The sequence below is a fragment of the Mesorhizobium sp. M0159 genome (assembly GCF_040322295.1).
Taxonomy (GTDB): Bacteria; Pseudomonadota; Alphaproteobacteria; order Rhizobiales; family Rhizobiaceae; genus Mesorhizobium.
This window is the reverse complement of record NZ_JAMYTF010000024.1, coordinates 1-12,791: the sequence shown is the minus strand read 5'-3', so window position 1 is coordinate 12,791 and position 12,791 is coordinate 1. Positions and strand designations below refer to the sequence as shown.

The following is a 12,791-nucleotide window of genomic DNA, read 5'->3' as shown; positions in this document are numbered from 1 at the left end:
GTCGCCCTTCGTTTCTCGGCAAATCTTATTGCAAAGGCATTTATCGCAGAGGGGTGGGCGGCAGGCAATCGCAAATGCTGCACTGCAGCATTCGGCTTAGCCCTGTATCGATGGCAACGATTCAGCCGGCCCGCCGCAGCGCGCAGAAGTAAAAGCCGTCGGTGCCGCTCAGCAGCGGCGACAGCGAAATGCCGCCTGCCGCACCGATACGCACTGTCGCTTCGTGGCCCGCAAAACGGCTGTCCCAAAGCTGGCGGTGATCGAGCGGGACAAAACCGGGATGGCGATCCCGGAAGGCCGAAACCTGGTCGCCATTTTCCTCGTCGAACACCGAACAGGTGATGTAGACCAGCAGGCCGCCGGGTTTGACGAAGTCCCTGGCGGCATCGAGTATCGTCTCCTGCTCGCCCTTGCGGGCGTCGAGCTGTCTTTGCGTCAGCCGCCATTTGGCATCCGGCCGGCGCCGCCAGGTGCCGCTGCCGGTGCAGGGCGCATCGATCAGGACGATGTCCATATGCTTGCCGAGCGGCGCGAGTTCGGCCGGCTTGGTGACGATCTGCACATTGCGGTTTTCCGAGCGGCGGATGCGGTCGAAGATCGGCGCCAGCCTTGCCTTCTCCGCATCGTGGGCGAAGATCTGGCCGCGATTGTCCATCGCCGCGGACAGCGCCAGCGTCTTGCCGCCGGCGCCGGCGCAAAAGTCGAGCACCTGCATTCCAGGCTCGGCGCCGGCCAGTTCGGCCGCAATCTGGGAACCCTCGTCCTGAACCTCGAACCAGCCTTTCTGGAAGGCCGGCTCGGCCTGCACGTTCGGGTGCCTGCCGTCGCCTTCGATCGGCGGGATGCGGATGCCGTGCGGCGCGATCCGGGCAGGCTTGGCGCCGGTCTCCGCCAGTTCCGCCAGCACCTTGCCGCGATCGGCCTTCAGCGTATTGACCCTGAGGTCGAGCGGCGGGCGTGTCGCCAGCGCGGCACCCTCTTCCACCCATGCCGTGCCGAACGCGCGCTCGAACAGCGGCATGCACCAGTCGGGGATGTCTGCCCTGACGGCCGGCGGCGCATCGGCGAGCCGGCGAGCCGCAAGCGTTGTCAGTTCGTCGGCGGTAAGCAGCGGCGGCGCGAACTTGTCGCCCTCGAGCGCCTCGTTCAGCGACTGCGCCGTCTGGCCCCATTCGAGCAGCAGCGCGCCGAAGCCGATGGCGCGCGGCGTGTCTTCGCCCAACAGCCAGCCGGCCGAGCGCTTGCGGCGCAGCGCGTCATAGACGATGTTGCCGATCGCGGCGCGGTCGCCGCCACCGGCGAAGCGGTGCGACAGGCCCCAGTCCTTCAGCGCATCGGCCACCGGACGGTGGCGCCGGCCAATGTCGTCAAGCACTTCGATGGCTGCCGCCAGCCGCCCGCCCAGTCTCATTGTCGTTTTCCATTACTCAGCAAATTAATTCCGGCCCTGCTCTTAGAGCTTTTCGTGCCCTGATTGAAACAGTTCTGTTTCGCCGACGGCGAGACGATCCATGCCGAGGGGTGACGAATGTGGGTTGGTGCATCGCGAGCCGCGGCCACCAGGCGGGCGCCGGCATGCGGAACGAAACAATTCGATCAATATATTGCATGCTTCTAATGTGCGTGTCCGGCGCTCACAAGCATAGCGGCTTGCGAAACTGCTCTGCTTTGCAAGTTTTCCGGTTGCGAATACTCTTTGCGCGGTGATTCGCTTCGCAGAAAAAGCGGAGCCGCGGGTCGATACGAGGAGAGGGCAATGAAAACTTATCTGGCGGAAGTTCTAGGCACGTTTCTATTGGTGTTCATCGGCACGGCTTCGGTGGTGACGGGCGGCTTCGGCGGCGCGCTGCCGCTTGGCCAGGAAGGCATCGGTCTGGCGTTCGGCATCGGCCTGATCGCGGCGGCCTATGCGATCGGCCCGATTTCCGGCGCGCATCTCAATCCGGCGGTGACGCTCGGTGTGTTCCTCGCCGGGCGGATGCCGGCCAGGGACGTCATTCCCTATTGGATCGCGCAGGTCATCGGCGCCATCATCGCGTCGCTGGCGCTGTGGATCATCGTCTCCGGACAGGTCGGCGGCCACACCGGCGGCTTCGGCGCCAATGGCTGGGATGTGACGAAATGGGGCGTCAGCTCGGCCTTCCTGTGGGAGCTGATCGGCACCTTCACCTTCGTCACGGTGATCCTCGGCGTCACTAACGCCAAGCACACCACGGCCTTCGCCGGCCTGGTCATCGGCCTGACGCTGGCCGGACTGCACTTCGCCATCATTCCGGTGACCGGCACGTCGCTCAACCCGGCCCGTTCGATCGGACCGGCGCTGTTTTCGGGAACTGCGGCGATCGGCCAGCTGTGGCTGTTCATCGTCGCGCCGCTGATCGGCGGCGCCATTGCCGGCGTGGTCGCCAAGGCCGGTATCTTCGAGAAAGACTGACTTTCGAAGGCTTCATGGAAAAGGCGCGGGTCAAGGCCCGCGCCTTTTTCGTTGCATCGAGAAGTCGTGCGCCCGGATCAGGCCGCGAGGTCAAAACGGTCGGCGTTCATCACCTTGGTCCAGGCGGCGGCGAAATCCCTGACGAACTTCTGCCCGGCGTCGACCGATCCGTAGACCTCGGCAAGCGCACGCAATTGCGCGTGCGAGCCGAAGATCAGGTCGGCGCGGGTGCCGGTCCACTTGACTGCCCTGGTCTCGCGGTCGCGCGCCTCGTAGACTTCATCGGAGCCGGCGGCCGGATCCCAGACCGTGTTCATGCTGAGCAGGTTGACGAAGAAATCGTTGGTCAACGTGCCGGGCCTGTCGGTGAACACGCCGTGCTTCGACTGGCCGGTGTTGGCGCCGAGCACCCGCAACCCGCCGACGAGCACCGTCATCTCCGGCGCCGTCAAGGTCAGCAGCTGCGCCCGGTCGACCAGCATCGCTTCGACCGACATCGGCGGCTTGCCCCTGACATAATTGCGGAAGCCATCGACTTTCGGCTCGAGCGCGGCGAAGGACTGGACGTCGGTCTGTTCCTGCGAAGCGTCCATGCGGCCCGGCGTGAAAGGAACCTGCACGTCATGGCCGCCGTCCTTGGCCGCCTTCTCGACCGCGGCGACGCCGCCGAGAACGATCAGGTCGGCAAGCGAGATCTTCTTGCCGCCGGACTGCGAGTTATTGAAGCCCTTCTGGATGCCTTCGAGTGTCTCGAGCACCTTGGCCAGCTGCGCCGGCTGGTTGACCTCCCAATCCTTCTGCGGCGCCAGGCGGATGCGGGCGCCGTTGGCGCCGCCGCGCTTGTCGGAGCCGCGGAAAGTCGAGGCCGAGGCCCAGGCGGTCGAGACCAGTTCGGAAACGGACAGGCCGGAGGCCAGGATCTTCGCCTTCAGCGAGGCGATGTCCTGTTCTGCGACCAGCTCGTGGTCGATTGCCGGTATCGGGTCCTGCCAGATCAGCTCTTCCTTCGGCACGAGCGGGCCGAGATAGCGGACGGCCGGACCCATGTCGCGATGGGTCAGCTTGAACCAGGCGCGGGCGAAGGCATCGGCGAACTGATCAGGATTCTGATGGAACCGTCGCGAGATCTTCTCGTAGGCCGGGTCGACGCGCAGCACGAGGTCGGTGGTCAGCATCGCCGGCGCGCGGCGCTTCGAGGGATCGTGCGCGTCCGGCACGGTGCCTGCACCGGCGCCGCCCTTCGGCGTCCACTGATGGGCGCCGGCCGGGCTCTTGGTCAGCTCCCATTCGTAGTTGAACAGATTGTCGAAGAAGTTGTTGCTCCATTTGGTCGGCGTCGTGGTCCAGGTCACCTCGAGGCCCGAGGTGATGGCGTCGCCGGCAATGCCGGTGGCATGCTTGCTCGACCAGCCGAGGCCCTGTGCCTCGATGCCGGCGCCTTCCGGCTCCGCCCCGACCAGCGATGCATCACCGGCGCCGTGGGTCTTGCCGAAGGTGTGACCGCCGGCGATGAGCGCCACGGTTTCCTCGTCGTTCATGGCCATGCGAGCGAAGGTCTCGCGAATGTCGCGCGCCGCGGCCAATGGATCGGGCGTGCCGTTCGGCCCTTCCGGGTTGACGTAGATCAGCCCCATCTGCACGGCGCCGAGATGGCCGTGAAGTTCACGGTCGCCGGAATAGCGCTCGTCGGCGAGCCACTTGGTTTCCGATCCCCAGTCGACGTCCTGCTCCGGCTCCCAGACATCGGCGCGGCCGCCGGCGAAGCCGAAGGTCTTGAAGCCCATCGATTCCAGCGCGACGTTGCCGGTGAGGATCAACAGGTCGGCCCAGGAGATCTTCCTGCCGTATTTCTGCTTGACCGGCCACAGCAGCCGGCGCGCCTTGTCGAGATTGGCGTTGTCCGGCCAGCTGTTGAGCGGCGCGAAACGCTGCTGGCCGGCGCCGGCGCCGCCACGGCCGTCGCCGATGCGATAGGTACCGGCGCTGTGCCAGGCCATGCGGATGAAGAGCGGGCCGTAATGGCCGAAATCGGCCGGCCACCAATCCTGCGAATCGGTCATCACCTGGTGCAGATCCCTGATCACCGCATCGAGATCGAGGCTCTTGAATTCCTTGGCGTAGTCGAAGTCCTCGTCCATCGGGTCCGAGAGGCTGGACTGCTGATGGAGGACGGCAAGGTCGAGCTGGTTCGGCCACCAGTCACGGTTGCTCCTCCTGGCCGATCCATGTGGGACCGGGCATTTGCCGGCGCTGTTGTCGTCGGTTTTCGCGTCCATCTTTGCCTCCGATTTGTTGATTTTCCGGGATTTTGTTGATTTTCCGGGCAGGGCCAGCGGCCGCGCCATTCTGGAATGGTTCCAGACTAGCCCGCCCAGCCGATAAAGACAAATTGCCTTTGCTGTTTATTCTGATAGGTTTTCCTTATGATCGGTTTGACCGTCCGGCAGATGCATTATTTCGAGGCGCTGGCGCAGACGCTGCATTTCGGCCGTGCCGCAAAACTCGCCGGCGTCAGCCAGCCGGCGCTGTCCGCGCAGATCGCCGAGATGGAGCTGCGGCTCAATTGCCGTCTGTTCGAGCGCGGCGGCAAATCGGTGCGCATGACCGACGAAGCGCAGGTCCTGCTGCCGCGCATCGAGCGCATTCTTGCCGACGTCCGCGACGTCGAGGCGACGGCCCGGCGCGGCCGCCCGGCGCTGGAAGGCCGCTTCCGGCTCGGCATCATCCCGACGGTGGCGCCCTATCTGCTGCCGCATGTGCTGCCGGAGCTGAAACGGCATTTCCCGGCCTTGCAGCTGGAACTGCGCGAGGCGGTGACCGCGTCGCTGGTCGAGGACACCAGTTCGGGGAAGCTCGACGCCTTCGTCGCGGCACTGCCCCTCGATTACCCCGGCCTGGTCACCGAGGAACTTTTCTCCGACCGGTTCTTCCTTGCCGTGCCGGCCGGCGACCCCGCCTTCGCCTCGCCGCCGGTGCCGCCGGAAAGCCCGGCGCTGGAGCGGCTGATGCTGCTGGAGGAAGGCCATTGCCTGCGCGAACAGGCGCTCGCCGTCTGCGGCAGCGTGCGGCCGGTGGCGATGGCAAGCTACGGCGCGACCAGCCTGACGACGCTCTTACAGATGGTGGCGCATGGGCTCGGCGTCACGCTCATCCCCGAGATGGCGGCCGGGCCAGCCAGCACTATCCCCGATTTGAAGATCGTGCCGTTCCAGGAACCGATGCCGCAGCGCACGATCTGCCTCGCCTGGCGGCGCAACAAGGTGCGCCACGACGAATGCGTCGAACTGGCCAAGATCATCCGCGGGCTGGATGCGGCGGTGCTGGCAGCGTAGAGCGGCGGGTCAAGGATCCGGTTTTAGCCCCGAAGCCAACTCGCAAGAAAGGAACGGCTTCAATCCTTTTCCCAGGCTGCGAGCAACGGGCCGTTGCTTCCATAGACAGGGTCCTTGCGCGGACGGCCAACCCTGGGGATCGTGACGACTGCCTTGGCATGGTCGGCGGCGGTCGTACACAGGTCATAGGTGCCGGATGGAGGATAGGCGCCGACAACCAGAAAATCGTCGGACGCGGAAAGACGCTGGTGCCCGGTGCCGGCCGGAAGCACCGCGACGTCGCCGGCCTTCAGGGGGAGCGTTCGTCCCTTGTTGCCGCCAAAGCGGACTTTCGCCGTCCCGCGCGCGACGCCGAGCACCTCGTGTATCCGCGAATGGTAGTGGACGTAGTCGTAGATGCCGTTGCGCCAGCTATCGCCCCAGCCATTTGCCTCGAAAAGCGCCTCCATGACAGCCGCAGGATCGAATTCCTCGGGCAGCTTCACGGCGCCGCGATAGACGACAAGCGGCCAGAACGGATGGTTGGGCACAAGGCCATCATCCCAGAACCGAAATTCATTCGCTTTGCGCGGCCGGAGAAGATCGACGACCTCTCGCCGGCCCGGTCTGGCGGCACCGGTGACCTGCTCGACGGCTTTCTTCGTGGTTTGCAGAATGCTCATGATGCTGCTTGGATTGGTGGTGGCTTCATGCCGATTAACCGGCTGCACGGCGCTCGGTTCCGCTGAGGGCAGAGATCTGCGATCTGTGCGGTCGGCATTTGACGTCCGGGCACATCGAAGCCGCCCAAGTTTCAAGACTTGAACACCGCAAGCATGTGAAGATCCAATCGGTCCCGCCGCTGTGTCGTCCCATGGCACGGATGAGACGATACACTGTTTTACCACAGCGCTCGCGACAGCTCGCGAAACGGGCGACCCGCAGAGGCTTTTTTCGTGTTATTATGCACCTGCAACGCGCGTAATCTCGACCTCGGCAATATGGCAAAGGTCGAAAGCAATTTTTGCCCTGGCGTCCCCCAGCACGGACTCAACTCCGGATGGCTGAGTGTGCTTATCCGGGGCGAGGAGGTTGTCCATGTCCACGAGTAATGTCGAACGCCCGCTGCAGCCGGGCGACCGCGCGCCGAATATTATTCTCGATGCGATCTCCCGCGAAGGCAAAATCGCGCTCACTGATTTTCGAGGTCGTAGCCCATTGTTGATCGGCTTGTTTCGAGGCCTGCACTGTGCGTTCTGCCGGCGCAATGTCGCGGCAATGGCGCAACTCAAGCCGGCTCTGGCTGAGAAAGGCGTCGAATGCCTGGCGGTCGTCAATACGCCGGTAGAGCGCGCACGGCTCTATTTCCGTTACCATCCGACACCCGATCTTCTCGCCGCGTCCGACCCGGAGCGGGCCTCGCACCGTGCCTTCGGCTTGCGCGAGATCGGGATGGACAAGGTCATGGGGATCCGTATCGATCTCCCGGGTGAGTTGCCCGAGCCTATGGACCCCATCGCAATAAACGAGTTGCTCAACAAGAAGGAGGGGTATGAGATTACGGAAGCCGATCAGCAGATGATGGCTTCCGCTAAGGAGCTGCTGGTTGGTCAGTTTCTCATCGACCGAGGCGGTATTGTACGCTGGAGCTTCACTGAAGTTCTGGAGGCTGGCCTCAATACCGTCAAGGCGCCGAATCCGGAGGAATTGATGTCAGCAGCTTCCCAAGTTGCACATTAATGGGCTGCGGAAATAGGCGGCTGACACTCGCTCGACGACCGCGCCCTTCCCGCTCACTACCGGGGAAAGGCCGTCCTGGGTCAAAACCTGAAGATCGTGGATGACCGCTTCGCGCCCGATCTCGGCCGTAGAGATCAGCTTCTCCGCGTCCTGAAAGCAGACATCGCAAGCGAGGACTCCGGAGGTCGCGGTTGCGCCCTCAAGCCCCGCCCGGTCGACCAGATAGAAGATCGCATTGGCCTCGCCGCCCGGCATCGTCTCGCTGAGCTGGATGCGGCTGTTAGGCTGGATCAGACCGAGCAGGGTCTCCGCCGCACCTCGACGCCGAGGTCGCGCAGATCGTGGCCGTTGCCGCGCCGCGCCGATTTTCTGGAGTGATAAGCCGCGCCCGACGCGGCGAATTCGTAACCCTACTCGGCGGCCGTCTCCGATGGCGCCTCTGCCGACCCCGAAGGCTCGGCCTCGGCACGGGGCTTGCGCCGTGAAAACAGCGACCTGAGCGTGACGTAGAACACCGGCGTCAGGAACAGGCCGACGAAGGTGACGCCGAGCATGCCGGAGAATACCGCGGTGCCGAGCGACTGGCGCATTTCTGCGCCCGGGCCCGTTGCGATCATCAGCGGCACGACGCCGAGGATGAACGAGAAAGCGGTCATCAGGATCGGCCGCAGCCTGAGCCGGCAGGCTTCGACGGCAGCCTCGGCGGCCGACAGCCCGCGTTCCTGCGCCTGCCGCGCGAATTCGACGATCAGGATCGCGTTCTTGGCGGCAAGCCCGATTAGCACGATGAGGCCGATCTGCACGAGGATGTTGTTGTCCAGCCCTCGGAACGACACGCCGAGCAACGCCGCGAGCACGCCGAGCGGCACCACCAGCACAATGGCGAACGGCAGCACCCAGCTTTCATATTGCGCCGCCAGCGCCAGGAACACGAACAACACCGACAGTCCGAAGATATAGACAGCGGCATTGCCGGTGTTGCGCTCCTGATAGGCGAGCTCGGTCCATTCATAGGAGGTACCGGCCGGCAGCGTCTTTGCCGTGATCCCTTCCATCAATGCCAGCGCGTCGCCCGTGGAAACGCCGGGCGCGGCGTTGCCCTGCAACGGCACCGAAACGTACATGTTGTAGCGCTGGACCAGCGCCGGGCCGGTGACGTCGCGGATCTCGACCAACGTGCCGAGCGGAACCAGCGCGCCGGTCGCCGAGCGCACCTTCAGTTTCAAGATGTCGGCGCGATCGAGACGGAACGCCTGGTCGGCCTGCGCCCGCACCTGGTAGACGCGCCCGAAAGCGTTGAAGTCGTTGACGTAGGCGGTGCCCAAATTGATCGACAGCGCCTCGAAGATGTTGGGGATCGGCACGTTCAGGATGCGCGCCTTGTCGCGATCGATCGCCAGGAAGAATTGCGGGCTCGACGCGGAGAACGTGGTGAACACGCCCGTCAGCCCCGGCGTCTTGTTGGCCTTGCCAGCGATTTCGTTGGCAAGCGCCAGGATCTGCCGCATGTCGGCGCTGTTGCGCTCCTGGATCTGCAGCTTGAAGCCGCCGGCATTGCCGACGCCGCGGATCGGCGGCGGCGGCAGTGCGATAATGAAGGCTTCCTTGATGCTTTGCAGGCTGCCGAACAGATTGCCGATGACCTGGGTCGCCGACTGGCCGGCTTTCAGTCGCTCGTCAAACGGCTTGAATCTGGCGAAGATCACGCCCGCGTTGCTGGCGTTGGTGAAGGTCGCGCCGGAGAAGCCGGCGAAGGCGACTGCGTAGTCGACGCCTGGCGTTTTCTGGATGATCTGCGACGCCTGCTGGATGACCGCATCGGTCCTCGACAGCGAAGCGCCGTCCGGCAACTGGATGACGACGATCGCATAGCCCTGGTCAAGCGACGGAATGAAACCGCGCGGCACCGACTGCACCATGTAGACCGTGGCGTAGATGAGGGCCGCGAAAACGGCCAGCATGGCGGCGATCGTTATCCACGAGCCGACCAGCACGCGGATGATGCTCGAATACCAATGGGCGACCCTGTCGAAGCCGCGATTGAAGCCGTCGGCGAGCGCCCGTCCGAACCGCGCCAGGAAAAAGCGCGGCGGCGCCGCCGCGGCGTGATGCGGCTTGAACAGCAGTGCGGCCAGCGCCGGCGAAAGCGTCAGCGAATTGAATGCCGAGATCGCCGTCGACACCGCGATGGTGATCGCAAACTGCAGATAGAACTGCCCAGAAATGCCGGGGATGAAGGCTGTCGGTACGAACACGGCTATCAGCACCAGCGAGATCGCGATGACGGCCGTTCCGACTTCGTCCATGGTCAGGTGCGACGCCGGATTGGGCGCCAGCCCTCTGGCGATATTGCGCTCGACGTTTTCGACCACGACGATCGCATCGTCGACGACGATGCCGATCGCCAGAACTAGGCCGAACAGCGTCAGCATGTTGAGCGAGAAGCCGGCGGCGTAAAGCACCGCCAGCGTGCCGATCAGCGACACGGGGATCGCCACGATCGGCACGATCGCCATGCGCCACGATTGCAGGAAGACGATGATGACGATGATGACCAGCAGCATCGCCTCGAGAATCGTCTTGTAGACCTCCTGGATCGACTCGGCGACGAACTCGGTCGGATTGTAGACGATGTCGTAGCTCAACCCCTTCGGGAAGTCGCGGGAAAGCTCCTTCATCTTGTCCTGGATCTCCGCGGCTGCGGCGAGCGCATTGGTGCCCGGCCGCTGGAAGATGGCGAGCGCCACCGCCGGTTTGCCGTTGAGATAGGAGTTGGTGACGTAATCCTTGGCGCCGAGCTCGATGCGCGCCACGTCCTGCAGCGAGATCAGGCGGCCGTCGTCGGTCGATTTGACGATCACGTATCGGAAGTCGCGTGCGTCGTTGAAGCGGCCTTGCGTGGTGACCGTGTACTGGAACGCCGTGCCGGTGCTGGTCGGCGGCGCGCCGATCGAGCCGCCCGACACCTGGACGTTCTGGTCGCGCAGCGCCTGCACCACATCGCCCGAGGTCATCCCCAGGGCGGACAGTTTTTCCGGATCGAGCCAGATGCGCAGCGAGTATTCGCGTTCGCCGAAGATGATGAGGTCGCCGACGCCGTCTAGTCTGAGCAGTATGTCGCGCACCCGCGAGCGGGCGTAGTTCGAGACGTAGAGCTGGTCGTAGGTATTGTCGGGCGACAGCATGTGCACGACCATCATCAGGTCGGGCGAGCTCTTGGTGGTGGTGATGCCGAGGCGGCGGACTTCTTCGGGCAGGCGCGGCTCGGCGACCGACACGCGGTTCTGCACCAGCACCTGAGCCTGGTCGAGATCGGTGCCCAGCTTGAAGGTGATGGTCAGCGCCATCGCCCCGTCGCCCGACGAATAGGACGACATGTAGAGCATGCCCTCGACGCCGTTGATCTCCTGCTCGATCGGCGTTGCCACCGTCGCTGCGACCGTCTCGGCGTCGGCGCCCGGATACTGCGCGCGAACGACGATGGTCGGCGGCGCGATCTCGGGATATTGCGCGACCGGCAGCTGGGTATAAGCAATCCCGCCGAGGATCAGCAGGACGATCGAAACGACCGATGCGAAGATCGGACGGTCGACGAAGAAATGTGCGAACCTCATTGCTGCAACTCGGCGGTCTCGGCCTTGGGCGGCAACGTCACCATCTCGACCTTCACCTTGGTGCCGGGCCTGGCGTGCATCAGCCCTTTGACGATGATTGTCTCGTCGCCGGTCAGGCCCTGGCGGATGACCCGGTAGCCGTCGAGAAGCGGGCCGGTGCGCACGGGCTTCGCCGACACCATCCCGGCCTCATCCACCAGGAACACGATGCGGCGATCCTGATCGGCGCCGATCGCCTCGTCGGGCACCAGCACGCCGCTATGCGGCAGCGACCCCGGCACGTTGATGCGCCCGAACATGCCTGGCTGGAGAATGCCATCGGCGTTGGGAAACCTTGCACGCACCCGCATGGTGCCGGTCGCGTTGTCGATCCGGTTCTCGGCAAAATCGAGCTTGCCTTTGAATACCGCCTCCGCGCGGTCGGCGACACGAACCACCACCTCGAGCCCGCCGGCGCCTTCCTGCATGCTGCCGCCGCGCTCCTTCGCGTCGCGGGCATAGCTGAAATACAGGCGCTCATCGACGTCGAAATAGAAGTCGATCGGATCGCGTGTAACGATGGTCGTCAGCAAGGTGGAATCCGGCTGCACGAGGTTGCCGACCGACACCAGCCGGCGGTCGATGCGGCCGGACAAGGGCGCCTTGATCTCGGTGAATTCCATGTTCAGGCTGGCCGTCGTCAGCGCAGCCGTCGCGCCCTGCATCTGCGCCTGCGCCGAAAGGTATTCCCGCCGGCGGTCGTCGACCGTCGCGGTTGAGATATTGCCGGTCTTGGCGAGTTCGTCGGCGCGATCCAGCTGCATCTTGGAGAATTCGAGCAGACTCTTGGCGACGTCCACTTGCGACTTGGCGGCATCATAAGCCGCCTGGTACGGACGCTCGTCGATGGTGAAGAGCAGGTCGCCCTTGTTGACCAGTGCGCCGTCCTGGAAGCTGACCTTGTCCAGATAGCCGCTGACGCGCGAACGGATGGCGACCTGGTCGACGGCTTCGAAGCGCCCGACGAACTCGTCGTCTTCGACGATTTCACGGACCACCGGCTTGGCCGCTGTCACCACGGGTAGCTGCTGGTCCTGCGCAAACGCAGTGCTGCTGAAAGCCATGCCGAGCAGGAATGCCGCCGACACGGCGGCGCGGGGAAGCCAGCCGGCCGATCGACAGGGTCGCCCGCCCGCGTCGCGATGCAATTGCCCATTCTCTGGGGTGTCCATTTGCGTCCTCGCTCGCTGGACCCGGAGGTCGGTTGATCCGCTTCTACGCTCAGGCTTTTCGTCGAGATCAGAGCACTGCAGTGTTGTGCATGGCAACATGATCATTTTCCATGTAGGCCGAAATGTCCACCCTGTGGCTGCCCCGCCACCCGCCACTGGCAACGCAGATCCACCGGGCGGTCCGGGACGCCATTGAGACGGGACGGCTAGACCCGGGAGCAGACCTTGGTCCCGTCGGGCTGAACGTCCGCAATCCTTCTTCAAACGTTAAAGCCGCCATTCCGCTATCGGCCCCGAGGCTGCCGGTCTGCAACGCGCCCCAAGGTCGGCCGTTAAAGTTAGTTGTGCCACCGCCTTACAGCGGACAACACCGGCGACCGCGCTTGAGGGCGTAGTTGCGCCAGGGAACGAACCCGCTCGCGGGAGGGGCGCGGGGTTTGAGGCGTGAGCTTTGTTGGCAGCGTCGGTGAGGCTTTAATCG

9 protein-coding genes are annotated in these 12,791 nt (G+C 64.4%); 3 read left to right on the top strand and 6 right to left on the bottom strand.

Going from position 1 to position 12,791, the window contains the following annotated elements:
- Positions 1 to 121 precede the first annotated feature (121 nt).
- On the bottom strand, positions 122 to 1,411 hold the full coding sequence (locus tag NKJ32_RS21585; RefSeq protein ID WP_352828893.1) for an RsmB/NOP family class I SAM-dependent RNA methyltransferase: 1,290 nt from the start codon (positions 1,409 to 1,411) through the stop codon (positions 122 to 124).
- 345 nt (positions 1,412 to 1,756) lie between these two features.
- On the opposite strand from NKJ32_RS21585, the gene NKJ32_RS21580 reads away from it, so the two are divergent.
- Positions 1,757 to 2,434 carry an MIP/aquaporin family protein gene (locus NKJ32_RS21580; protein ID WP_023677138.1) on the top strand — a complete coding sequence of 226 codons (678 nt, stop codon included), beginning with the start codon at positions 1,757 to 1,759 and terminating at the stop codon, positions 2,432 to 2,434.
- A gap of 77 nt (positions 2,435 to 2,511) precedes the next feature.
- Here NKJ32_RS21580 and katG read toward each other — a convergent pair whose 3' ends face one another.
- Complete coding sequence (gene katG, locus NKJ32_RS21575) at positions 2,512 to 4,710, bottom strand: catalase/peroxidase HPI (protein ID WP_352828891.1); 2,199 nt, start codon at positions 4,708 to 4,710, stop codon at positions 2,512 to 2,514.
- A gap of 147 nt (positions 4,711 to 4,857) precedes the next feature.
- On the opposite strand from katG, the gene NKJ32_RS21570 reads away from it, so the two are divergent.
- Positions 4,858 to 5,766 (top strand): hydrogen peroxide-inducible genes activator, encoded by a 909-nt coding sequence (locus tag NKJ32_RS21570; protein WP_352691100.1) that lies wholly within the window; start codon positions 4,858 to 4,860, stop codon positions 5,764 to 5,766.
- Positions 5,767 to 5,825: 59 nt separating this feature from the next.
- Here NKJ32_RS21570 and NKJ32_RS21565 read toward each other — a convergent pair whose 3' ends face one another.
- The gene (locus NKJ32_RS21565; RefSeq protein WP_352828890.1) at positions 5,826 to 6,428 is read right to left on the bottom strand and encodes a cupin; all 603 of its coding nucleotides are present in this window, start codon (positions 6,426 to 6,428) and stop codon (positions 5,826 to 5,828) included.
- 415 nt (positions 6,429 to 6,843) lie between these two features.
- Between NKJ32_RS21565 and NKJ32_RS21560 the strand changes: the two genes are divergently transcribed.
- Positions 6,844 to 7,485 carry a peroxiredoxin-like family protein gene (locus tag NKJ32_RS21560; RefSeq protein ID WP_352828888.1) on the top strand — a complete coding sequence of 214 codons (642 nt, stop codon included), beginning with the start codon at positions 6,844 to 6,846 and terminating at the stop codon, positions 7,483 to 7,485.
- Here the strand turns inward: NKJ32_RS21560 and NKJ32_RS21555 are convergent.
- The 3 genes from NKJ32_RS21555 to NKJ32_RS21545 form a co-directional block, all read right to left on the bottom strand.
- Positions 7,459 to 7,740 carry a hypothetical protein gene (locus NKJ32_RS21555; RefSeq protein ID WP_352828887.1) on the bottom strand — a complete coding sequence of 94 codons (282 nt, stop codon included), beginning with the start codon at positions 7,738 to 7,740 and terminating at the stop codon, positions 7,459 to 7,461. The genes NKJ32_RS21560 and NKJ32_RS21555 overlap by 27 nt on opposite strands.
- Positions 7,741 to 7,895: 155 nt before the next feature.
- Positions 7,896 to 11,099 (bottom strand): efflux RND transporter permease subunit, encoded by a 3,204-nt coding sequence (locus NKJ32_RS21550; RefSeq protein ID WP_352828885.1) that lies wholly within the window; start codon positions 11,097 to 11,099, stop codon positions 7,896 to 7,898.
- The gene (locus NKJ32_RS21545) at positions 11,096 to 12,202 is read right to left on the bottom strand and encodes an efflux RND transporter periplasmic adaptor subunit (protein ID WP_051406143.1); all 1,107 of its coding nucleotides are present in this window, start codon (positions 12,200 to 12,202) and stop codon (positions 11,096 to 11,098) included. Before NKJ32_RS21545 ends, NKJ32_RS21550 begins: the two co-directional genes overlap by 4 nt.
- Positions 12,203 to 12,791: the final 589 nt, after the last annotated feature.

Bases quoted from the DNA above. Each gene is read 5' to 3' on its own strand.
- NKJ32_RS21580 (WP_023677138.1), top strand. From the start codon at position 1,757: ATGAAAACTTATCTGGCGGAAGTTCTAGGCACGTTTCTATTGGTGTTC.
- NKJ32_RS21545 (WP_051406143.1), bottom strand. From the start codon at position 12,202: ATGGCTTTCAGCAGCACTGCGTTTGCGCAGGACCAGCAGCTACCCGTG.
- NKJ32_RS21585 (WP_352828893.1), bottom strand. From the start codon at position 1,411: ATGAGACTGGGCGGGCGGCTGGCGGCAGCCATCGAAGTGCTTGACGAC.
- NKJ32_RS21565 (WP_352828890.1), bottom strand. From the start codon at position 6,428: ATGAGCATTCTGCAAACCACGAAGAAAGCCGTCGAGCAGGTCACCGGT.
- NKJ32_RS21560 (WP_352828888.1), top strand. From the start codon at position 6,844: ATGTCCACGAGTAATGTCGAACGCCCGCTGCAGCCGGGCGACCGCGCG.
- NKJ32_RS21570 (WP_352691100.1), top strand. From the start codon at position 4,858: ATGATCGGTTTGACCGTCCGGCAGATGCATTATTTCGAGGCGCTGGCG.
- katG (WP_352828891.1), bottom strand. From the start codon at position 4,710: ATGGACGCGAAAACCGACGACAACAGCGCCGGCAAATGCCCGGTCCCA.
- NKJ32_RS21550 (WP_352828885.1), bottom strand. From the start codon at position 11,099: ATGAGGTTCGCACATTTCTTCGTCGACCGTCCGATCTTCGCATCGGTC.
- NKJ32_RS21555 (WP_352828887.1), bottom strand. From the start codon at position 7,740: ATGCCGGGCGGCGAGGCCAATGCGATCTTCTATCTGGTCGACCGGGCG.